We start from the raw sequence: 19,806 nt of genomic DNA on the forward strand, positions 1-19,806 counted from the left end.
CCGAGGTGAGGATGTGAGGTGAGGATGTGCGCTCACCTCGGGGACCGGATCAGCGGCCGGTGGAAATCGAACCGGAACGGTCAGTGCGCGGCGGCCATGAGGGGCACCAGGTTCGCGGGCGACTCGCCGCGGGCGTAGAGGTCCAGCTGACGTGTCAGGAACGCGAGCGAGGCGGGTGTGAAGGCGTCGGTGAACGCCCCGACGTGCGGGGTGATCAGCGCTCCCGGCAGGTACCACAGCGGATGTCCGCTGGGCAGCGGCTCGGGGGAGGTGACGTCCAGGGCGGCACGCAACCGCCCGCTCCCCACCTCCGCCACCAGGGCCTGCGTGTCGACGAGTTCGCCCCTGGCGACGTTGACCAGGATGGCCCCGTCCCTGAGCAGGGCCAGCCTCGACGCGTCCATGAGGTCGCGCGTCTCGTCCGTCAGAGGCGCGCAGAGCACCACGGCGTCCACGCCGGGAAGCAGTTCCGGCAGGTCGGCGAAGCCGTGCACCCGGCCGTCGGCGGTGTCGCGCGCGGTGCGCGCCAGCCGGACGACCCGGCAGCCGAACGGGACGAGCCTGGCCGCCACCGCCCTGCCGACCGCGCCCTGGCCGACGACCAGGACCTTCTTGCCGGACAGCGTGGGGAAGACGCCGGGCCGCCACTGGCCCAGCGCGTGCCCGCGCGAGAAGTCGTCGAGGCCGCGCATCGAGGCCAGGAGCAGCGTCACCGCCAGCTCGGCCGTCGCCTCGCCGTGCACCCCGTTCGCCGTCGCCACCCGGGTGCCGGGGGGAAGCAGCCCGAGGAAGGGCTCCAGGTAGTCGTGTCCCGAGCTCAGGACCTGCAGAACCTCCAGGCGGCCGACGCGCGGCACCACCCGGTTCAGGATCTCCTGCTGCCTGGCGGGCACCGGGGGCAGCACGAGGAAATTCAATTCCCCGGGATCGCTCGGGAAGGCCGAAAGACCGTCCCAGAAGTGATACGACAGGCCCTCGGGAAGCGGACCGGAAAATTCGCCGGAGCGATAGGGAAGCCAGACCGTACGGCCTTCATGCATGATTCGATGCGCTTTTCTGTGGATCGCTGACAACAGGCTCGCCACGCCGGGCGTCCCCGGAAGTGCCGCCATCAAGGGGCAGGGGATTTCTCGTCGCGGACGACGGAGTCCGCGGCACCCGAATTGCTGACATCGTTGTCACCACGTGAACCTTCGAAACGCTAACACATGGACGACGACACCTTCCGCCGCACCCGATCGCCGCGGCACGCGGGTGATGGGCATCACGTCGAATGCGGCGGGATTGCGGAGCACGGCGTAAAAGGCAAATGAATTCCTTCTCTGTGGAAGGTAAAAAAGCCTCTCCGGCTCGACCCGGTCCAGACCACCTGCCCGGGCGGACGATGCCCGCGGACGACGCCCGCCGTCAGGGCACCCCTAGACTCTCGTGTCCATGACCGCGACCGACGATCTTGGGCTCATCAGGCGGCTGGCCGACACGGCCGACGCCATCTCCCTGAAGTACTTCGCCGCAGGGGCCGTACCGACACAGACGAAGGCCGACGGCAGTCCGGTCACCCAGGCCGATCGCGAGGTCGAACAGGCCCTTCGCGACGAGCTTCGGGACAGCCGGCCCGGCGATCTCGTCATCGGCGAGGAACTCGGCAGCCACGGGAGCGCGGCACGGCGATGGATTCTCGATCCGATCGACGGAACGGCCAACTTCTCGGCCGGCCGGCCCCAGTGGAGCACTCTCCTCGCGGTCGAGGCGAACGGCGAGGTGGTCACCGGCATGATCTCCGCACCCGCGCTCGGGCGACGCTGGTGGGCCTCGCGCTCTGCCGGCGCCTGGACCTGTTCGCCCGCCGACGAAGCGCGCGGGCTGCGTGAACCGCTGGCGGTCAGCTCCATCGCGACACTCGACCGGGCGACGATCGCCCTGTGGCCGCTCGGCGGCTGGGTGCCACCCCGGCGCACCGCGGCAGGACGGCGCCTGATCGAACTCGGCGCGGGCGGCGGTCCGCTGTCGAACTGGGCCCGCGCCTGCCACGGAGCCATGCTGGTGGCCGCCGGAACGGTCGACGCCTTCTTCCACATGGCCGCCGGCCCCTGGGACATCGCCGCCGCCGTCCCCATCGTCGAGGAGGCGGGAGGGATGGTCACCGACCTGGACGGCGAACGCGGCATCTCGTCAGGCGCGGCCGTCTACAGCAACGGCCACGTTCACAGCCAGGTTCTGGACGTGCTGCGGTCCACCGCGGCGGCGACCTGACGGGGAAGCACGGCCGCGGCGAGGCATCCCCCCGGTGCCCCGCCGCGGCGCCTTCGGCCCCCCGTTCCCCGACCGCGCGCGACGCGGGCTCCGCCCGACGCCGCCGCGCGGTAGGTCAGATGGGCGCCGAGACCAGCGCCCACACGGACTTGCCCGCCTCGTCGGGCGGAGTCCACCCCCATGACTCGCTGAGGGAGTCGATGATGTGCAGCCCCCGCCCCGTCTCGGCGAACCAGTCGGGCTCCTTCACCACCGGGATGCCCGAACCGGGGTCGGCGACCGTGCACAGCACGGACTCACCGCGGCGGAGCAGCCCCAGCCAGACCGGCCGGCTGGACAGCGGCGCGTACGCGGGGTCGTCGAGGCCGTAGCGCACGGCGTTGGTCAGCATCTCCGACACGACGATCGACGCGGTGTCGACGATCGCGACCATGCCCCAGTTGCTCAGGGTCGCCCGCGTGAACTGCCGTGCGGCGCCGGCCGCGAGGAGGTCACCGCTCAGGCCGCAAGCGGCAAAGCGCGACCCGGAGTCCTCGGTCAGGCCGAAGTCGAGGGGGATCGCCGGATGCGTGGTCATCGAGAACTCCGCAGAGCTGTCGGGCGGGGGGCGCGGTGCTGTCTGCGCGATCCACTATCCCGGTCGGATCCCTACCCGTGCAAGCACATCTGCAATTACAGTCGTAAGTGCAAGAGTAAGTACATCTGCACGTGCAGATGCACGTGCAGATGCCCGTCAAGGAGGCGTTGCCATGCGGGAGTTCGACAACGGCGTACCGGCCACGGACATCGAGGGCGCGGTCTGGAGGAAGAGCGGCCGCAGCAACCCCAGCGGCAACTGCGTCGAGCTGGCCGCGCTTCCGGACGGCGGCTTCGCCCTGCGCAACTCCCGCCACCCGGGCGGACCTGCGCTCATCTACACACGTGCGGAGATCGAGGCCTTCCTCGGCGGTGTCAAGGACGGGGATTTTGACGACATGGCAGGCTGACAAACCGTCGGCATGCCATAAGATGCGGCTGTATTCGGGCGCCACTCAGTGAGACACTGGCTGTCCGCCCAGTCACCACGGGAGCCGGCATGACCGCGACGCGGCCGAGCAACGAACCGTCGATAAGGCAGTACCTGGAGCACCCACGGGGTGGCCCGACGGTTCTGCGCATCGTGCTCGGTACCCAGCTGCGGAGGCTGAGGGAGTCCCGGGGCATCACCCGCGAAGCGGCCGGCGACGCGATCCGTGGCTCCCACGCCAAGATCAGCCGCCTGGAGCTGGGCCGCGTCGGGTACAAGGAGCGCGACGTCGCCGACCTCCTCACCCTCTACGGCGTGACCGACGAGAACGAGCGCGCGGACTGCCTGAGGCTCGCCCGGCAGGCCAACACGCCGGGCTGGTGGCACCGGTACGCCGATGTGCTGCCCGGCTGGTTCGAGACCCTCGTGGGCCTGGAGGAGGCCGCCTCCGTCATCCGTACCTACGAGGTGCAGTTCATCCCCGGCCTGCTGCAGACCGAGGAGTACGCCCGCGCCGTCATCCGGCTGGGGCACCCCCGGGCGTCCGGGGTCGAGATCGAGCGGCGGGTCGCACTCCGCATGGAGCGCCAGCATCTGCTGACCGCGCCCAACGCCCCGCGGCTGTGGGCGGTCGTGGACGAGGCGGCGCTGCGCCGCCCGCTGGGCGGCGCCGATGTGATGTCCCGTCAGCTGGAGCGGCTCATGGAGGTCGCCGCGCTGCCGAACGTGACGCTGCAGGTCGCACCGTTCAGCGTCGGCGGCCTGGCCACCGCGGGCGGACCGGTCACGATCCTGCGTTTCCTGGAGCCCGACCTGCCGGACATCGTCTACCTGGAGCAGCTCACCAGCTCGCTCTACCTGGACAAGCAGGACGACGTCGACAACTACCTCGCCGTCATGGACCGGCTGAGCGCGGAGGCCGAGCCGCCGGTCCGGACCCCGGGCTTCCTGAGCGACTTCCTGAAGCAGCTGTCCTGATGTGACGCGGGCCCCGGGCCGGCGAGCAGCCGGCCCCGGGGACCCCGGCAACTCAGGACTTGCGGCCGACCCCGCCGAACTCGATCCACTCCTGGGTGGCCTGACGGGGCGCCAGATCGGTGTCGGGGCGCCAGGTCGAGACCTCGAGCAGACCGGGCTCCAGGATCTCCAGGCCGTCCAGGAAGCCGTGGACGTCGCTCTCCTGGCGCACCCGGCCCCAGTTGCCCTGGGTGCTGGCGTCCATGAACTCGGTGACGAAGTCGCGCACCGCCTTGTCCTCGCTGACCAGCTGGCACACCACGAGGAAGCTCCCCGGCGCCAGCCGCTCCGCGACGCGCCTGACCAGACCCGCCGGATCATCCTCGTCGGGAATGCAGTGCAGCACCGAGACGAACAGCGCGGCGACCGGCTGCTCGAAGTCGATCAGCCGCTCGACCTCGGGGTGTCCGAAGATGCCGTCGGTGTCGCGGAAGTCGGCCTGGATGACGGCGGTGTTCTCGTTCTCCTCAAGGAGCGCCCGGCCGTGCGCCAGCACGATCGGGTCGTTGTCGACGTAGACGATGCGCGAGGCCGGGTCGACGCGCTGGGCGACCTGGTGCACGTTGTCCTGGGTCGGCAGGCCGGATCCGTGGTCGAGGAACTGCCGTATCCCGTATTCGCGGGCCAGCACGCCGACCACCCGCTGCAGGAACCGGCGGTTGTTGACGGCGAGTTCCTTCGTACTCGGGACGACCTTCAGCAGCTCCTCGGAGGCCTCGCGGTCGACGGCGTAGTTGTCCTTGCCGCCGAGCAGGAAGTCGTACATCCGCGCGACGCTGGGAATCCCCGTGTCGATCGCGGTCGGCAGCGGCTCTCGTTCCTGGCTCATCGGCCCCTCACAGTCCTGCCCACGCCCTGAACGCGGGTGATCGCGGAAGTCTCATTCTAGGCTCAAGTCACCTCGTTGCCCTGCGCTTTCACCCATGGGAAGTCAATTGATCGGCACCGTGTTTGCCCTCTGAAAGCCCATCAGTTCCGAGTCAAAGGGACGTATCCCCCTCCCCTCCCGGCCGCGCGTGTACGCTGAGGCGACCTCGCCCCCGGAGGAACGGGACCGACCCCATGGAGTTCGTCTTCGCCGCCCGTGTGATCGAATGGCGCGGGCCGTCGCCGTACTGGTTCGCCACCGTTCCCGACGAGGAGTCCGCCCACATCCGCGAGGTGGCGGCGATGGCCACGTACGGCTGGGGCGTGATCCCCGTCGAGGCCCGGATCGGCGAGACCGTCTTCACCACGTCACTCTTCCCCAAGGACGGCGGCTATCTGCTGCCGTTGAAGAACGCCGTGCGCAAGCCGCGGGGTCTCACGGCGGGCGACGACGTGACGGTGAGGATGACCGTGCGCCTCTGACCGCCGCCGACCGATGCGCGGGCGTGAAACCTCGAGGACATCCCGACCGGCGGCTCGCTCCGCCATCGCCCGGTCCGTCTCCTCCAGCAGCTCGGTGTACGTGTCCGATGTCAGCCGGATCGTTGAGTGCCGCAGCGTCGCTTTGACCGCGTGGATATCGCCGCCGCCGGCGTGGACGAGGGTCGCCGCCAAGTGCCGGAGGTCGCGGAGGTTGATCGGGGGCAGGTCTGCTCGCCGGTGGATCCGCCGGAACTCGCCGCTCACCTTCGCCGGGTGGAGCCACGTGCCGTCGGGCCCGGTGAACACCTTCCCTGTGTCCTGCCAGTCCACTGCGTCCTCCGCCACCTTCCGGTTCCAGCCATCCCGCTCGGCGAGCTGCCGCGCCCGGTGTTCCCGCAGGACGCTCACGTTCAGCGAGTCGAGGGCGATCGTGCCCGCGGACTCCTCGGTCTTCGGGTCGTCTTCGAACACCTCCCAGGAGTCAACGACAACTCCTTCCCCACGGTGAGTGCACTGCCATCGAGGTCCACGTTGCGCCAGTCCGCCCCGGCGCCCTCGACGTGGCGCAGGTCTCGGAAGTCGAACAGGTGGAGGAACGCATACAGGCGGCTGCTCAGGGCCTCATCGAGAAACGTCCCGAGCTGCACCGGGGTCCAGACCATGACCGCACTCGGCTTCTCCCCGGTGCTCAACGTGCCGGTCCGTCCACAGCTTCGTCTGAGGTCGCTTGCCCGGGGACAGTTCCACCCACTTGGACGGCGTTGACCCGGGGCGCATTGCGCGGCTCCTGCGGGCCTGTGGAGGCATCGCCGAGCGCAAGCTCCGCCGACACACTGGCAGGGTCGCCGACGTCGCGGAGCGCGAGGCGCCCGGCTCCATGGGCGACTACGTGGCATGGCGGATCGAGGAGGGGCCGCGCGGGCTCCAGGGCCTCATCATCTGCGACCACCCCGCGGTGCGGTACGTCCTGGTCGGCACCCGCCCCCCACCTGATCAGGCCGCGCCGAGCGAAGGCTCTCAAGTTCGACGTGGACGGCCGGACCGTCTACGCCAAGCGCGTATGGCACCCGGGCACCCGGGCACCCGGGCACGCGGGCACGCGGGCGAACAACTTCATGCACCGGGCCCTGGATCAGGGCCGATGAACCGGGTTGTTCGGGACACCCACTGAACTACCCCGGGTCAGAACAGCAGGGCGGCGAGTTCCGCTGGCACCTGGCCGGTCGCGTCGGCGCCCAACGCCAACTGGTGGGCGCCGGTCGGCAGGTCGACCACGGACAGGGAGTCGGCACAAGACACCAGGGCGCCCCGGTGCCCTGCCCACCTCCCGGGCTCATCGTGCCGCCACGGGTGGCCCTTCCCCTTTCTGCAATTTCAGGCAGAATTAACTTCGCGGCGCAGTCCCGTGTTATGTGTTCTGGTTCGCGCTACTGAACTTGATTGGTTGATGTCGGTGCCGTTCGCCTGACAGCTGGCCGTCGGCACCGATAGCCGTTGGGTGTGAGGTATGCGCAGGGCGTCGGGCTGACCGACGCCGAGAGGATCACGCGGGAGCAGTTACGGCTCCAGGCCCTGGAGCGTTTCAAGGGCGGGCAGAAGAACGCGGAGATTGCCGCTGCCCTGCGGGTCAGCCTGCGGTCGGTCGAGCGGTGGCGCCGGGCCTGGCGCGAGGGCGGCGAGGCGGGAGTCCCGTCGAAGGGGTCGCCGGGAAGACCCCGACTCAGTGAAGCCCAGATCGCCAGGCTGGAGCAGGAGTTGGAGCGTGGTCCACTGGCTCACGGCTGGGCGGACCAGCGGTGGACCCTGGCACGGATCAAGACGCTGATCGGCCGACTCTTCCACATCTCCGACACGGTCGAGGGCACCTGGCGGCTACTGAAGCGCCACGGCTGGAGCTGGCAGCAGCCCACTCGACGGGCGATCGAGCGCGATGACGACGCGGTCGAGGTGTGGAAGAAGGAGATCTGGCCGCGGGTAAGAGCACCGCGGCGGAGAGCAACGCCTGGATCGTCTTCGAGGACGAGGCCGGGCAGTCGATGACTCCGCCGCGCGCCAGGACCTGGGGCCGGATCGGTCAGACCCCGGTCGTGAGGGTGCGGGGCCGCGGCTCCGGGCGCGTGTCGATGGCGGGCATGACCTGCTACAAGCCGGGCCAGCGGTCCCGGCTGATCTACGCGATCCGCGAGTACCGGGGCCGCAAGGACGAGCCGAAGGGCTTCGGTTGGCGCGATTTCCGCGACCTGATCGTCCGCGCTCGCATCCAGCTCGGCGGACCGATCGTGCTGGTCTGGGACAACGTCCGCCTGCAGCTGACGGCCGGCATGCGCGAGTTCATCGACGCGAACGCCGAGTGGCTCACCGTGTTCCAGCTGCTCACCTATGCCCCGGATCTGAACCCGACCGCGGGCGTCTGGTCGCTGGTCAAGCGGGACATCGGCAACCTCGCCGCGGCCGACCTCGGCCAGATCACCCGCGCCGTGAAGCGCAAACTGAAGATGCTGCAGTACCGACCTGAGTCCATCGACGGCTGCCTCGCCGGCACCGAACTGGCCCTGGACTTGTGAGCGTGGGGTCGACCGACCCGAAATTGTTCGAAGCCCAAAGCTGCTGGTCAGCTACGGTGGCGGCATGACTGACAGCCTGCCCGAGGACGTAGCCGACGTGCTTGACCTCGTCCTGAACCCGGACGAGCCCGTTCACGTCGCCCTCCGACGGCAGGTGCCTCGACTCAGGGTGCAAGCCCGCTGTGAGTGCGGTTGCGGCACTGCCTACTTCGACCTTGACTCCGACGCGGTGGAGCCCGCGCCAACGGGCCCCGGCACCGTCGTGGCTGCCGACGTGCAGCTGTTCACCGAAACCGGCGAGTGCCCTGGCGAGGTCCTGGTCTTCGCGCAAGGCGGCTACCTCTCATGGCTGGAGGTCTGCACTTGGAGCGATGACGTCGAGGTGAATCTCGCCGCGGCGCGGCGCTGGCTACAGCCACCGTCCTGAACCCGAGCCGGTAACAGCAGGCGGTCTCGGACCTGACGCCGTCACCACGAGTCGACCGACATCACGATTTCAAGTTCAGTAGTGTCGAAGTTCGTCGGTGGGGACGACGAGTTTACGCCTCCACTCCTCTATTCCCGAGGGGGGAAACGGGTTCTTTTATGGCTCGAATGATGGGCGCCAAGGCCGCGAAGGGTGCTGTCGTTATGGCTTTGGCGGCTACGGCTACCGGCCTCGCAGCTCCGATGTCGAGTGCCTCCAACGAGAGCTCGTGGCACGAAGGTTGCCGGGGGTACTGGTACAGCACGTCCGGTCACGGCTACTGTCAGAGTGCAACGGTTATCTCTTTGGGGTTGCGGCTACTTCACGACTTACGACTGCAATGTCGAGATTGACACGCAACATTACGATACCTTGAGCAAGGGCTGCGTAGGCAAGTACGACACCTATGAGTGCACGTTCAAGATCAACAAAACTCAAGTGCATCAGCAGATTGCCAGTGTGTGGTGGGCCCGCCGTTCCGGCGGGCCCACCCCATATTTCGGGGAATTCCATTTATGACGATTGTTCCCGTCGCCCGATTGACGGCCCTCACGCAGGGGTATGGGGCCCGGCGCATCATCGAGGATCTCAACCTTTCCATCCAGCCAGGTGTCACCGGATTGTTGGGTCCCAACGGAGCAGGAAAGACTACGCTGTTCCGTACCCTCGCCACGATCACGCCACCGCAGGGCGGGGGACTGGAGTTGTTCGGCAAGCCCGTCACCAGCGAACGCGACGTCCGGCAAGTCCGCCGTCGAATTGGCTACCTACCTCAGGACTTCGGCTACTACCCGGGGTTCTCCATCGCCGATTTCGTTCGTTACTGTGCCTGGTTGCGTGAGGTTCCATCCAAGGAGGCCGAGTCGGCGACCGAGGAGGCGCTGGCTGCCGTCGGGCTGACTGACAGGGCCCGCGACCGGATGAGGTCGCTGTCCGGTGGCATGCTCCGCCGCGCAGGGATCGCTGCAGCCATCGTCGGTTCTCCTTCCTTGCTTCTGCTCGATGAGCCCACTGTCGGCCTTGACCCTGCGCAGCGCCTCGACTTTCGTGACCTCATTCGTTCCCTCGCCCGCGCGGGAGCTGCCATTGTGCTCAGTACGCACCTGGTGGAGGACGTAAGCGCTGCCTGTGACACCGTGCTCGTGCTCAGCGACGGCCAGGTGGTCCACAGCGGTACGCCACAGCAACTAGTAGAACTGGCCACGCCGACAGCTCCGGGAGACACCCCCCTGGAGCGTGGCTACATGACGGTTCTGGGTAACCGCGGGCCAGCCGAGGAAGCCACATGCTGAACGCATACCGTATCGAGCTGCGATGCTCCCCCCTCCTTACCGCCTTCCCCGTGATGATCGCCGTGGACCTGCTGGTGCTCTTCGGACGGTCCCGGTACTGGATCGGTGTGTGGCCCGAGGCGAGCGTGGCGGCGCAGATCGTCACGCTCTTTTTGGGGCCTGTTCTCGCCGGTGTTTCCGCCTGGCAGGCCGGACGCGCCTCCCGAGCGGGGATGCCCGAATTCCTACTCGCAGCCGCCCGGCCGGACTGGAGGATCGAGGCCACGAGGCTGGCCGCCACCCTCACGCTCGGATTCCTTGCGTATGGGATCGGGTGCCTGACCGCCGCAGCCGTCTCGCTTGAGGATGCGGGACCGGGCTTTTTGTGGCCGTCCTACCTGCTGCTGGGGGCCTCGACCCTGATCATCTTCTCGTCCGTGGGGCATCTGGCCGGTCGATGGTGGCCTTCGGTTGCATTCACACCCATAGTCTGCGCACTGGGCTGCTTCGTCAGCATGCTGGCCCTTCCGTTCAAATTCAATGTCCTTGCGGGGCCTCCGGATACCTACATTCGCCCGCTGCCGGTGGCCATTCGTCTACTTTTGGCTCTCGCCCTCGCGGTGCTGGCAGTTACGGCGCCGCCGCTGAGGAGGAAGGTTGAGCGCCAGATGCCCCGTCGGAAACTGCCACGCCACATACACGCTGTTGCCGTCGGGTCGGTAGTCTGCTCCCTTACCGCTCTGGCCGCGATTCCGGCCGCCGGCGAATTGCGCGTTGAGCGTCCGGCTTCGGCGGCTGCGCCGCTGTGTGACCGTGTCGATGAGAGTGCCCCACGAGTGTGCGTCTGGCCCGAGCACCAAAAGTACCTGCCAGAACTTACCCGAATGGCTCGCCGCCTTGGTCAGCCCACTCTGCCCTGGATCAAAGTACCCGACGAGTTCAACGAGTATGGGCTGCAGCGAACGGAGCGGGGAGACCGAGGGTTCGACATCACCGAAGGGCATGTGCGCGCCGCAGCGATTGCCATGGCCCACCAGGTGTTCACTGCATCGTTCGGCCGATGCGGCCCGCCTCACAAGGAGCGTCGGGCGTGGCAGGCATTCGACAACATTCACCTATGGCTCGAATATCAGGCCATGGGCCAGGACCCGGTCGTCGCCGACAAGGGGCTCCATAACGACGGGGCCTTCGCTGCCCAGCGTGAGGCAACCAAGGCTACGCGGATGCCGTCGGCTGAGCAGCAGGATTGGGTCGCGCAGGAGCGTAGCCATCTTCTGCGTGAGGCTTCCTGGTGTACGCCTGATGAATAGTACTGACATGCTCCGCTATGCGAGAGTCCACCGGGGCGGAGCTATCCTTTCCGGCACGGCGGTTGTTGCCCTTCTGTCAGCGTTTTTCGGTGGCGCCCATATCTCACTGCCCTCCATTGGTAGCGGCGGACTCACCACAGGCGTGCCTTACCGGCAAGAGCTTCCGCTTCTGTCGGCCGTCTTCCTCACCGCCGCCCTCGACGGAACGATGTCGACGCATGAAGAAATCGGCGCATCCACGATGCACCGATTTCGCGGCGCATACTGCACCGCACTGACACTGATGGCTTGTGGCTTCTCCTTCGGTGCTGAGGCGCTCGCCGTCGGGCCGGAGTCCGGAATCGTCTTCGTCCGCTCCGTCTTGATCTGGCTCGGCCTGGCCCTGCTATCTGTGAGGTTGTTGGGACAGCAACTCGGCTGGGTCATCCCCCTCGCTTCGGCCCTCTTTGTGATCTGGTACCCCCTCAACTGGTGGGATTGGACGACCAACCCGGCCACTGACCTTTTCAGTTGGACCGTTGCCGCAGTCGGCCTATGCGTCGGAATCGCTGCGACCGCGGCAACTCCCTGGCGAACGAAAGTCTTCCTCCGCAGGAGAAAGCCGCCAGCGAGGGCAACAGCCGCATAATGTCGGAATATGGGCCTTCTCATGAGTGATGTCTGACGAGCAGGGATTGGGAGTCCGGTGCTCCGGCCGGGCTGAGCCACGCCCCCTCGGTGGCTTCACCTTGGCCTGTGCGGCCACCCGTGGGCCACGGGTGTTCCCGGCCCGGCCCGCTCTCCCGGACGGCACCGCCGCGTACGCCCCTGACCGCTCACCGGCCACCGGCCGCCCCGCCGGCCTCCGCGCCGGGCGGGGCGCGCCGCCGCTGCGTAGGGTGGTTGGACGCCGGTGCCGCCGGGCCGACGGGAGGCTGAGATGAGTACACAGGGCACGGACGCGTACACCGACGGCAATGCGCTGGCCGGACCGCTCCGGGAGATCTTCGCCGTGGAGATGACGGCCGCCGAGGGCCGTTGCGCCGCCTGCGGGCACACCGGGCCGATCGCCGCCCTGCGCGTCTACGACCACGCCCCCGGGCTGGTGGCGCGGTGTCCCGGCTGCGACGCCGTCATGCTGCGGCTGGTCCGCGGCCCGTCGGCCGTGTGGCTGGATCTGCGCGGTTCGGTGAGCATGCGCATCCCCCTGCCGGAGTGACGCCCGCGCGGTCGATCGCCGCACGTGTCTTGGCTCTTCGCGCCGCGTGTCCAACACTGTGCCGATGACGACGCGAGTGGAGTGGCAGACCCTGCTGGACCGGCTAGCCGTCGACGAGCTGATCAGCGGCTACGCGGCGGCCGTCGACGACGGCGACTGGAAGGCGTATGTCGCGCTCTTCGCCCCTGACGGCCGGGCCGACTACGGTTCCGCGGGCGGCATCGCCGGGCCCGCCGCCGAGATGGCCGAGTGGCTCGCCTCGACGATGCGCCTGTTCCCCGTGCGCCAGCACCTGATCGTCAACCGCCGGATCGTCCTCGACCCGCCGGCGGCGGTCGCACACGCCGACTACGTCAACCCCATGCGGCTGGGCGACGAGGAAGCGGGTCCCGTCACCCCCAACTTCGTCTGCGGCGGCCGCTACACCTTCACCCTGGGGCACACCGGCGCGGGCTGGCGCATCCGGGAAGTGCTGGTCCGGGAGAAGTGGCGCACCTGACGCCGGCCGCCGTACGGGCGGGCGGGGCCAGGGGGACGGGTGTATCCAAGAGTCATGGAGGTTGCGCGGCGCCTGGCACGGTGGGGGCGGTCGTGGCGACTCGGAAACCTGCTGGTGGCCGCCATGCTCGTGCTGATCCTGGTGGTCACCGGCGTCGACGTCATGGCACCGCCCGATGTCCACCTCGGTCCGTTCCTGGTCGCCGCGCCCGCGATCACCGCCTCGTTCGCGGGGGTCCGCACGACCGCGATCGTGGGCGGGGTCGCGGTGGCCGCGCAGGTCGTCGTGGCGGCCATGCGCACGACGCCCCTGGATCTCAACCACTCGGCGCAGATCGCCACGCTGGCCCTGATGTCGGTGCTGGCGACCTTCTTCGCGCACCTGCGCCTGAAGCACCAGCGGCAGGTGACCCGGCTGCGCTCGGTGGCCGAGACCGCCCAGCGGGTGCTGCTGCGGCCGATCCCCCGGCGCATCGGCCCGCTGCGCACCGCGTCGGTCTACCTCGCCGCGGAGGCGGAGGCCCAGATCGGCGGTGACCTGTACGCGGCCGTGCGCACGGACACCGGCACCCGGCTGATCGTGGGGGACGTTCGCGGCAAGGGCCTGGAGGCGGTGAACGAGGCCGCCCTGACGCTGGGCGCCTTCCGCGCCGTCGCGCACCGGCAGGCGGAACTGCCCGCCCTGGTCGCCTGGCTGGAGCAGGCGATCTCCTCCGAGCTCACGGACCCCGGCGCGGAGATCCGGCCCGCGGAGGAGGCCGAGTCCTTCGTCACCGCCGTCGTCGCCGACATCCCCGACGACGAACCTGTGGTCCGCCTGGTCACCTGCGGTCATCCCCCGCCGCTGCGGCTCAGCGACGGCCGGGTGACTCCGCTGGAGATCCCCGTTCCCGCGCCGCCGCTGGGACTGACCCAGCTCGCCGACGGCGGGCTCACCGTCGGCACCTTTCCCTTCGCGCCGGGTGACACCCTGCTGCTGTACACCGACGGGGTCGTCGAGGCACGCGACGGGACCGGGGCGTTCTACCCCCTGGCCCGGCGGCTCGCCGGGCAGCCGGCGGACGACCCCACCGCGCTGGTGGAGAGTCTGTGCACCGATCTCCTCGACCACGCGGGCGGCTGTCTCGGGGACGACGCCGCCGTACTGGCGATCAGCCGGGCGCCCGACCTGGTTCCGGCGACCGGCCGAGCAGGCCCTCGCCCGCCGTCAGCACCGCCCGCGCCTCCGCAGCAGGCAGGGCCTCCCGGATGAACGACACGGCGCGCAGCAGCTGTCCCCCGCTCTGGTAGGGGAAGTCGGTGCCGAGCAGCAACCGGTCGGCGCCGTAGGTGGCGGCCGCGGCACGCAGCGCCGGGACATGGCCGTGGGCCACGGTGTCGTACCACATGCGGCGCACGGCGGCACTGGGCCGCTCCTCGATGCCGGGCGCCTCCCAGGGGCAGTGGTCGTCGGCGCGCGCGGGGAGCATCGGCAGGGCCCCGCCGAGGTGCGCGTTGACGATCCGCAGGCGGGGGAAGCGGCGGGGAACGCCGGCGAGGATCAGGTGCACGGCGCAGATCGTGTCCTCCACGGGTGCGCCGACCATCCACCGCATCCCGCCGTCGGCGATGAGCGGCGACCCGGCGTCGTGGCCCGAGGGGTGGAGCGACAGCACGGAACCGCGCCGGTCCAGCTCTTCGAACAGCGGGGTGTAGGCGGGGTCGCCCAGGCTTCGGCCCAGGACGTCCGTGGTGACGGCGACACCGGCCATGCCGAGTTCGTCCAGGGCACGCGCGAGCTCCTCCAGGGCGGCGTCCAGGTGCGGCAGGGGCAGGGCGGCGAAGGCGGAGAACCGGTCCGGATGGGCGGCGACGACGGCGGCGTAGTCGTCGTTGGCACGGCGGGCGGCCGCGACGGCGGGTCCGCGCCCGGGGAAGTACGGGCCCTGCGGGGAGACCGACAGGATCTGGTGGCCGATGCCCGCCGCGTCGTTCGCGGCGAATCGGGCGTCGAGTTCCCGAGGGCCGTCACCGGCACCGAGTCCGCGCTGGGTCGCGGTGTCGTCCCGGCCGTGGGACTCCAGGAACCCCAGGTAGCCCTCGGTCCACAGGTGCGCGTGCACATCGGTCCACCCCACACCTCCAGACTCCGCTCGGCCGGGAACGACGGCCACCCGGCACCCGGCATCCCGGCATCCCGGCATCCCGGCATCCCGGCATTCCGGAGGGCACTCGGGGTATCCGGACTGTGACACGGGGGCCGAGACCGGTACACAGACCAGAGGAGGGGGAAGTCCGTGGCGCGGTTGGCGGTACGCGGGCGTACGTCGGAGGCATCGGGAGAGGGGCGGCGGTCACCACTGGCCGTCGTCGTCCGATGGGTGGCGGTGGCCCTTGCGTTCGTGGCGATGGTGGCGTTCGGGGCGGTACTGGCCCGAGCGACCCTGGTGCCGTCGTACGCCTCGGAGGGGCTCGCCCACGCGAATCTGCACCCCGGCGCCTCGCTGCGCCAGTACTACGAGCGGTACACGGTGGCGGGTGCCGTGCGGCAGGTCGGTGGGAACGTACTGCTGGGCATGCCCTTCGGCGTGCTGCTCCCGGTACTGGCGCCGAAGGCCCGCGGCGCGCTGCGCGTGGTGGTGACGGCCGGCCTGGTGATGATCCTGGTCGAGTTGGCGCAGGGGGCGGTGGTGCAGGGCCGCGCCTTCGACGTCGATGACGTGATCATGAACACCACGGGCGCACTGCTCGGCTATCTGTTCTTCGGGCGCCGCCTGGGCCGGGCCGTGCACGCCGTGCGCCCGGCGGCTCCCGCTCCCGCGGCGGCCGCGAAGGCGAAGGGCGGGACAAGGGCGGCACGGGTCGGGAAGGCGCTCGGCGCCCGCGGGAGCGGAAAGCCCGCGGACGGCTCGAAGGGCGGCAGGACCGCGAAGGGGACCAAGGCCGCGCAGGCCGCGCCGCGCAGGTCCGTCATGTCCTTCGGGGCGTTCCGGCGCAAGGCCGCCCGGCGCTCCTGAGCGGTGCCGGAGGGCGTCTCCGCTCCGCCGCCGGTCCCTGGGGACCGGCGGCGGAGCGGCATGCGGTTCGTCACATCAGGGGCCGAAAAGCTTTCCCCAGAGCACGACATTTTGTTACACACGTTGGATTCATCCCCGAGTGCCCCGGGAGCGGGCGACATGAGCGACAACGACACCCCGGACCGCCTGCACGCGTTCGAGATGGACTTCACCGAGCACGAGACCCGCCGCCGGGCCGAGGTCCTCGCCGCCCTCGGCGACGACTGGGACCCCGTGGCCGTCCTCCACGAGGAGGAGGCGGCGTACCGGCTGCTGTACTCCGGCCTCGACGAGGAGCAGGAGGCGGTGTTCCGCTCGCTCGTGGCGGCCGGCGTGCTGCCGCCCCGCCAGGAGACCGGGGAGGATCACGGTGCTGCTTCCGATTGATCCCACGGCCGACCCCGGCCGCAGGGCGTGGGTGCCCTGTCCGCGCTGTGCGGACCACACGGAGTGCGCCACGTGCGCCGCGGGCCGCAACTGCCCCGATCACTGGCGCTACTTGCTGTCGAACAAGGGGCCCGTGGTGCACCTGCAGTGCCCCGGCTGCACCCACATGTGGGCCTGGGACTCGGGCTTCGGCGCGCAGCACCGCAACGGGGTCTGAGGCCCCCGCCCGCGGGTCGTCCCCGGCAGGCGGCGGTCCGGCTGTTGTGCGAGGCTCGGGGTGTGGGCTGCCCCCGTCCGCGGGGAGCAACCGCGGACCTCTCAGGGAGGCGATCATGGAAACCGATGCCCTGACGGCCGGCACCCTGCGAGACCTGCGCGCGACCAGGCCGTATCCGGCGGTGTCGCTCACCATGCCGACGCACCGGCGCGAACCGGACAACGCCCAGGACGCCGTACGGCTGCGCAATCTGCTCGCCGAGGCCGAACGCCGGATCGAGCACGATCCCGAGGCGTCCCGCCGGGCCCGGATGGCCATCAAGACCCAGCTCAAGGCCGCCGCCGCCGAGGTCGACCTGCGCTACTCGCTGGACGGGCTCGTCATGTACGCCACGGAGCGGGACCACCAGATCTGGACGCTGCCCCGGGCCGTGCCGGAGCGGGTGGTGCTGAGCGACAGCTTCCTCACCCGGAACCTGGTCGCCGCGAAGGCCAGGGCCCGCCCGTACTGGGTGCTCACCGTGGCGGGCGACCGCGCGGCCCTGTGGGGCGGCAGCGGCCAGTCGCTCCACCCGCACAACGCCCAGGGCTTCCCGCTGGAACCGGATCCCGTGCAGTGGGACCCCGAGCGGCAGGAGCAGGTGGGCGACCACCCGAGCACCTTCCGGGACGAGGAGACGCGCCGCTTCCTGCGGTCCGTCGACAGTTCCCTGGCCGCGCTGCTGGCCGTCGACAGCCGCCCGCTGTTCCTGGTCGGCCTGCCGGACGCGGTCGCCCTGCTCAAGGAGGTCGGCACGGCCGCCGACGCCGCGGTCGCCATCGTGCCCAAGGGCGGCCTGACGAACGGCCCCGCGCAGACCCTGCTGCAGGAACTCGCCCCGGCGCAGGAGGAGTTCGCACGGCGCGAGGCCGAACGGATCGGCCGCAGACTGGTGGACGCCCGCAGCCGCAGGAACTTCGCGGCCGGGCTGGACGAGGTCTGGGAGTCCGTACGCGAGGGCCGCGCCGAACTCATCGCGGTCGAGGAGGACTTCCAGCGCACGGTACGCCTGAGCGACGGCCATCTCATCCCGGTGGACGGGGACGGCACGGAGGCGGGCGGCTTCGAGAACGGCGTCCGCGAGGACATCGTCGACGAGCTGGTGGAGGCGGCGCTCGACAAGGGCGCGGAGGTGTACTTCGTGGCATCGGGCGGCCTCGCCGAGCACGACCGCATCGCGGCGGTGCTGCGCTACTGAACCACGGCCCCGCCGGGCCGCGTCGAGGACGTCACCCGGGCCCGCTGTCGGCGGCGGACCCGGGTGGCCCGTCTCGGGAGCGCCGCGGACCGGTCAGGACGCCTCGACGGCGGCCTTGATGCGCTGCCCGAACGCGGGGGCGTCCTTGCGCGCGGCGCTCAATGCCACACCCACCAGCAGCTTCCCGAGGCCGTGCCCCTCCAGGTGGTTGAAGATCCGTACCCTGGTGGTGGTCTCGGAGACCGGCTGCAGGTCGTAACCGCCCTCCGCGGTCACCAGGTTCTTCGACTCCTCGGTCCAGCGCACGCGATGGGGCGGGTCGAACTCGGTGATCCGGAACTCCCGGCTGGTCTTCATCCCGGCGTCCTTCACGGTGCTGGAGAACACCGTGCCCACCGCGGTCGGGCCGTCCGGTGTGCGCACGATCTCCTGCACCCTGGGGCTGAACTTGGGGTCGTTGCGCCCGTCGGCGAGAAAGGCGAAGACCTCCGCCACGGGACGGTCGACCTCGACGACCGCCTCGAACTGACCGCCCATGTCGCTCCTTGATGGATCGATGGATCGCCGGCTCCGCCGGCCCGGTTCCGTCCTGCGGTTCGCCACGATAGGCCCCCTCGCCCCGCCCGGCACCTCCGAACGTTCCGCATCCCTGCCGCGCGCGGTGAGCGCTTCGGCGCCCACGCACGTATGGAAGGCCGGGTCCCTCCCCGGGACCCGCGGCAGCGAATGCCGGTGACCTGCAGGTACGAATGCGGATGTAGGGGGCACGGTGAGGCGCACACGGCGTCAGGTGCAGCGCGCGCTGCGGCTCGTGGCCGTCGCGGGAGTCGTCTGCGGCGGAGTGATGATGTCGCAGGCCTTCGGAGCGGCGCCCGGCGGCACGCAGGCCCGGGACGGCGGCCGGGTGCTGGCCGCCCCGGACGGCGCGGAGGACGCGGCGGGCGCGACGGACGCGGCGGACCTCGCCAGAGACCTCGCGGCACGGCTCGGAGACGCCCGTACCGCGGGAAGCTGGGTCGACCGCGAGGGACGTCCGGTGGTCGCCGTCACCGACGAGGACACCGCGGCGGAGGTCGGCAGGACGGGCGCCCGGGCGAAGGTCGTCCGCTACAGCATGCGCGATCTGAAGACGGCCGCCGGGGAACTGCGCGAGGCACCGCGGGTGCCCGGCACGGCCTGGTCGGTCGACCCGGTCTCCAACGAGGTCGTGGTGCTCGCCGACACCACGGTCTCCGCCGACGAGTGGGCGCGGCTGCGGTCGGTGGCGCAGGACATCGGCGGGCAGGTGCGCATGGAACGCACCGAGGCCGCCTTCACCACCAGGACCGCGGGTGCCGCCCCGATCCTGACCCGGGGCAGCCGCTGCTCCGCGGGCTTCAACGTCACCAACGGCACCACCGACTTCATCCTCACCGCCGGGCACTGCGGGCCGCCCGGCACCAGTTGGTTCGCCGACAACCAGGGCAGGAAGCCCGTCGGCACGACCGTCTCGACATCCTTCCCCGGCGGCGACTTCTCGCTCGTCCAGTACCAGAACGACGCCTCGGACCACAGCAGCGTCGTCGAGATCGGCGGTGGCCGCGCGGTCCGCATCACCAGTGCCGCCGACCCGTTCGTGGGCCAGGAGGTCTTCCGCAGCGGCAGCACCTCGGGGCTGCACTCCGGGCAGGTCACCGGGCTGAACGCGACCGTCAACTACCCCGAGGGAACGGTCAGCGGCCTGATACAGACCTCCGTGTGCGCCGAACCCGGGGACAGCGGTGGCCCCCTGTTCGCGCAGGGCCTCGCGCTCGGGGTCACCTCCGGCGGCAGCGGCGACTGCACCGCGGGCGGCATCACCTTCTTCCAGCCGGTGACCACGGCGATGGCGACGCTCGGCGTCAGCCTGCCCCCGGCCGCGGATCGTGGAGGGCAGCGACCCGCACCCCTACATCGACCGCGACGAGCTGCACGACATCTACCGCTCGTGGCGGGCCGTCGCCGACCCCTACGACGGC

At 70.1% G+C, this 19,806-nt stretch carries 24 protein-coding genes; 18 read left to right on the top strand and 6 right to left on the bottom strand.

Translation table 11 applies throughout. The annotated features are described in order from the left end of the window. Positions 1–80: 80 nt before the first annotated feature. Positions 81–1,040, bottom strand: a complete 960-nt coding sequence (locus AB0F62_RS30490; RefSeq protein WP_361806409.1) for a 2-hydroxyacid dehydrogenase — start codon at positions 1,038–1,040, stop codon at positions 81–83. 394 nt (positions 1,041–1,434) lie between these two features. On the opposite strand from AB0F62_RS30490, the gene AB0F62_RS30495 reads away from it, so the two are divergent. After that, on the top strand, positions 1,435–2,253 hold the full coding sequence (locus AB0F62_RS30495) for an inositol monophosphatase (RefSeq protein WP_361806343.1): 819 nt from the start codon (positions 1,435–1,437) through the stop codon (positions 2,251–2,253). 115 nt (positions 2,254–2,368) lie between these two features. On the opposite strand, the gene AB0F62_RS30500 is transcribed toward AB0F62_RS30495, so the two are convergent. Beyond that, on the bottom strand, positions 2,369–2,830 hold the full coding sequence (locus AB0F62_RS30500) for an ATP-binding protein (protein WP_361806346.1): 462 nt from the start codon (positions 2,828–2,830) through the stop codon (positions 2,369–2,371). A 172-nt stretch (positions 2,831–3,002) separates the two neighbouring features. On the opposite strand from AB0F62_RS30500, the gene AB0F62_RS30505 reads away from it, so the two are divergent. Then, entirely contained in the window at positions 3,003–3,239 is a 237-nt protein-coding gene (locus tag AB0F62_RS30505) for a DUF397 domain-containing protein (protein ID WP_361806349.1), read from the top strand. An 89-nt stretch (positions 3,240–3,328) separates the two neighbouring features. Continuing rightward, complete coding sequence (locus AB0F62_RS30510; protein ID WP_361806352.1) at positions 3,329–4,237, top strand: helix-turn-helix transcriptional regulator; 909 nt, start codon at positions 3,329–3,331, stop codon at positions 4,235–4,237. A gap of 52 nt (positions 4,238–4,289) precedes the next feature. Here AB0F62_RS30510 and AB0F62_RS30515 read toward each other — a convergent pair whose 3' ends face one another. Next, positions 4,290–5,105: an SAM-dependent methyltransferase gene (locus AB0F62_RS30515; protein ID WP_361806355.1), complete on the bottom strand. Its 816-nt coding sequence runs from the start codon at positions 5,103–5,105 to the stop codon at positions 4,290–4,292. A gap of 233 nt (positions 5,106–5,338) precedes the next feature. On the opposite strand from AB0F62_RS30515, the gene AB0F62_RS30520 reads away from it, so the two are divergent. Beyond that, positions 5,339–5,626 (top strand): DUF1905 domain-containing protein, encoded by a 288-nt coding sequence (locus AB0F62_RS30520; protein ID WP_361806358.1) that lies wholly within the window; start codon positions 5,339–5,341, stop codon positions 5,624–5,626. Here AB0F62_RS30520 and AB0F62_RS30525 read toward each other — a convergent pair. After that, positions 5,513–6,097, bottom strand: coding sequence for a hypothetical protein (locus tag AB0F62_RS30525; protein WP_361806361.1), 585 nt, complete (start codon positions 6,095–6,097; stop codon positions 5,513–5,515). The two genes, AB0F62_RS30520 and AB0F62_RS30525, sit on opposite strands and share 114 nt — an antisense overlap. A gap of 1,029 nt (positions 6,098–7,126) precedes the next feature. Here AB0F62_RS30525 and AB0F62_RS30530 point away from each other — a divergent pair. From AB0F62_RS30530 to AB0F62_RS30570, 9 genes are all read left to right on the top strand, one after another. Next, a complete protein-coding gene (locus AB0F62_RS30530) occupies positions 7,127–7,666 on the top strand; it encodes a winged helix-turn-helix domain-containing protein (protein ID WP_361806412.1) in 540 nt (179 codons plus the stop codon). Further along, positions 7,576–8,190: a transposase gene (locus tag AB0F62_RS30535; protein ID WP_361806364.1), complete on the top strand. Its 615-nt coding sequence runs from the start codon at positions 7,576–7,578 to the stop codon at positions 8,188–8,190. Before AB0F62_RS30530 ends, AB0F62_RS30535 begins: the two co-directional genes overlap by 91 nt. A gap of 64 nt (positions 8,191–8,254) precedes the next feature. Beyond that, positions 8,255–8,617, top strand: coding sequence for a hypothetical protein (locus tag AB0F62_RS30540; protein ID WP_361806367.1), 363 nt, complete (start codon positions 8,255–8,257; stop codon positions 8,615–8,617). Positions 8,618–9,171: 554 nt separating this feature from the next. Further along, positions 9,172–9,948: an ATP-binding cassette domain-containing protein gene (locus AB0F62_RS30545; protein ID WP_361806370.1), complete on the top strand. Its 777-nt coding sequence runs from the start codon at positions 9,172–9,174 to the stop codon at positions 9,946–9,948. Continuing rightward, positions 9,942–11,237, top strand: a complete 1,296-nt coding sequence (locus AB0F62_RS30550) for an ABC transporter permease (RefSeq protein WP_361806373.1) — start codon at positions 9,942–9,944, stop codon at positions 11,235–11,237. The genes AB0F62_RS30545 and AB0F62_RS30550 overlap by 7 nt, the downstream gene beginning before the upstream one ends. Positions 11,238–11,244: 7 nt before the next feature. After that, positions 11,245–11,865, top strand: coding sequence for a hypothetical protein (locus AB0F62_RS30555; protein WP_361806376.1), 621 nt, complete (start codon positions 11,245–11,247; stop codon positions 11,863–11,865). Positions 11,866–12,156: 291 nt separating this feature from the next. Continuing rightward, a complete protein-coding gene (locus AB0F62_RS30560) occupies positions 12,157–12,435 on the top strand; it encodes a DUF6510 family protein (protein ID WP_361806379.1) in 279 nt (92 codons plus the stop codon). Between the two features lie 64 nt (positions 12,436–12,499). Then, entirely contained in the window at positions 12,500–12,934 is a 435-nt protein-coding gene (locus AB0F62_RS30565; RefSeq protein ID WP_361806382.1) for a nuclear transport factor 2 family protein, read from the top strand. 54 nt (positions 12,935–12,988) lie between these two features. Continuing rightward, positions 12,989–14,185, top strand: a complete 1,197-nt coding sequence (locus AB0F62_RS30570) for a PP2C family protein-serine/threonine phosphatase (RefSeq protein ID WP_361806385.1) — start codon at positions 12,989–12,991, stop codon at positions 14,183–14,185. On the opposite strand, the gene AB0F62_RS30575 is transcribed toward AB0F62_RS30570, so the two are convergent. After that, positions 14,085–15,050, bottom strand: a complete 966-nt coding sequence (locus AB0F62_RS30575) for an amidohydrolase family protein (RefSeq protein WP_361806388.1) — start codon at positions 15,048–15,050, stop codon at positions 14,085–14,087. The two genes, AB0F62_RS30570 and AB0F62_RS30575, sit on opposite strands and share 101 nt — an antisense overlap. A 249-nt stretch (positions 15,051–15,299) precedes the next feature. Between AB0F62_RS30575 and AB0F62_RS30580 the strand changes: the two genes are divergently transcribed. From AB0F62_RS30580 to AB0F62_RS30595, 4 genes are all read left to right on the top strand, one after another. Continuing rightward, a complete protein-coding gene (locus tag AB0F62_RS30580; RefSeq protein ID WP_361806391.1) occupies positions 15,300–15,929 on the top strand; it encodes a VanZ family protein in 630 nt (209 codons plus the stop codon). 159 nt (positions 15,930–16,088) lie between these two features. Continuing rightward, complete coding sequence (locus AB0F62_RS30585) at positions 16,089–16,355, top strand: DUF6400 family protein (RefSeq protein ID WP_361806394.1); 267 nt, start codon at positions 16,089–16,091, stop codon at positions 16,353–16,355. Next, entirely contained in the window at positions 16,342–16,572 is a 231-nt protein-coding gene (locus AB0F62_RS30590; RefSeq protein ID WP_361806415.1) for a hypothetical protein, read from the top strand. The genes AB0F62_RS30585 and AB0F62_RS30590 overlap by 14 nt, the downstream gene beginning before the upstream one ends. A gap of 115 nt (positions 16,573–16,687) precedes the next feature. After that, on the top strand, positions 16,688–17,809 hold the full coding sequence (locus tag AB0F62_RS30595) for a chemotaxis protein (protein ID WP_361806397.1): 1,122 nt from the start codon (positions 16,688–16,690) through the stop codon (positions 17,807–17,809). Between the two features lie 93 nt (positions 17,810–17,902). Here AB0F62_RS30595 and AB0F62_RS30600 read toward each other — a convergent pair whose 3' ends face one another. Then, entirely contained in the window at positions 17,903–18,346 is a 444-nt protein-coding gene (locus AB0F62_RS30600) for an SRPBCC family protein (protein WP_361806400.1), read from the bottom strand. Positions 18,347–18,578: 232 nt separating this feature from the next. On the opposite strand from AB0F62_RS30600, the gene AB0F62_RS30605 reads away from it, so the two are divergent. Further along, positions 18,579–19,806, top strand: a 1,228-nt coding sequence (locus AB0F62_RS30605; protein WP_361806403.1) for a S1 family peptidase, incomplete at its 3' end; no start/stop codon positions are given.

The sequence above is a fragment of the Streptomyces sp. NPDC026673 genome (assembly GCF_040638135.1).
Lineage (GTDB): Bacteria > Actinomycetota > Actinomycetes > Streptomycetales > Streptomycetaceae > Actinacidiphila.

Excerpts from the sequence above, each read along its gene's own strand:
- AB0F62_RS30490 (WP_361806409.1), bottom strand. The coding sequence starts at position 1,040 with ATGCATGAAGGCCGTACGGTCTGGCTTCCCTATCGCTCCGGCGAATTT.
- AB0F62_RS30495 (WP_361806343.1), top strand. The coding sequence starts at position 1,435 with ATGACCGCGACCGACGATCTTGGGCTCATCAGGCGGCTGGCCGACACG.
- AB0F62_RS30500 (WP_361806346.1), bottom strand. The coding sequence starts at position 2,830 with ATGACCACGCATCCGGCGATCCCCCTCGACTTCGGCCTGACCGAGGAC.
- AB0F62_RS30505 (WP_361806349.1), top strand. The coding sequence starts at position 3,003 with ATGCGGGAGTTCGACAACGGCGTACCGGCCACGGACATCGAGGGCGCG.
- AB0F62_RS30510 (WP_361806352.1), top strand. The coding sequence starts at position 3,329 with ATGACCGCGACGCGGCCGAGCAACGAACCGTCGATAAGGCAGTACCTG.
- AB0F62_RS30515 (WP_361806355.1), bottom strand. The coding sequence starts at position 5,105 with ATGAGCCAGGAACGAGAGCCGCTGCCGACCGCGATCGACACGGGGATT.
- AB0F62_RS30520 (WP_361806358.1), top strand. The coding sequence starts at position 5,339 with ATGGAGTTCGTCTTCGCCGCCCGTGTGATCGAATGGCGCGGGCCGTCG.
- AB0F62_RS30540 (WP_361806367.1), top strand. The coding sequence starts at position 8,255 with ATGACTGACAGCCTGCCCGAGGACGTAGCCGACGTGCTTGACCTCGTC.
- AB0F62_RS30545 (WP_361806370.1), top strand. The coding sequence starts at position 9,172 with ATGACGATTGTTCCCGTCGCCCGATTGACGGCCCTCACGCAGGGGTAT.
- AB0F62_RS30550 (WP_361806373.1), top strand. The coding sequence starts at position 9,942 with ATGCTGAACGCATACCGTATCGAGCTGCGATGCTCCCCCCTCCTTACC.
- AB0F62_RS30555 (WP_361806376.1), top strand. The coding sequence starts at position 11,245 with ATGCTCCGCTATGCGAGAGTCCACCGGGGCGGAGCTATCCTTTCCGGC.
- AB0F62_RS30560 (WP_361806379.1), top strand. The coding sequence starts at position 12,157 with ATGAGTACACAGGGCACGGACGCGTACACCGACGGCAATGCGCTGGCC.
- AB0F62_RS30565 (WP_361806382.1), top strand. The coding sequence starts at position 12,500 with ATGACGACGCGAGTGGAGTGGCAGACCCTGCTGGACCGGCTAGCCGTC.
- AB0F62_RS30570 (WP_361806385.1), top strand. The coding sequence starts at position 12,989 with ATGGAGGTTGCGCGGCGCCTGGCACGGTGGGGGCGGTCGTGGCGACTC.
- AB0F62_RS30585 (WP_361806394.1), top strand. The coding sequence starts at position 16,089 with ATGAGCGACAACGACACCCCGGACCGCCTGCACGCGTTCGAGATGGAC.
- AB0F62_RS30595 (WP_361806397.1), top strand. The coding sequence starts at position 16,688 with ATGGAAACCGATGCCCTGACGGCCGGCACCCTGCGAGACCTGCGCGCG.
- AB0F62_RS30600 (WP_361806400.1), bottom strand. The coding sequence starts at position 18,346 with ATGGGCGGTCAGTTCGAGGCGGTCGTCGAGGTCGACCGTCCCGTGGCG.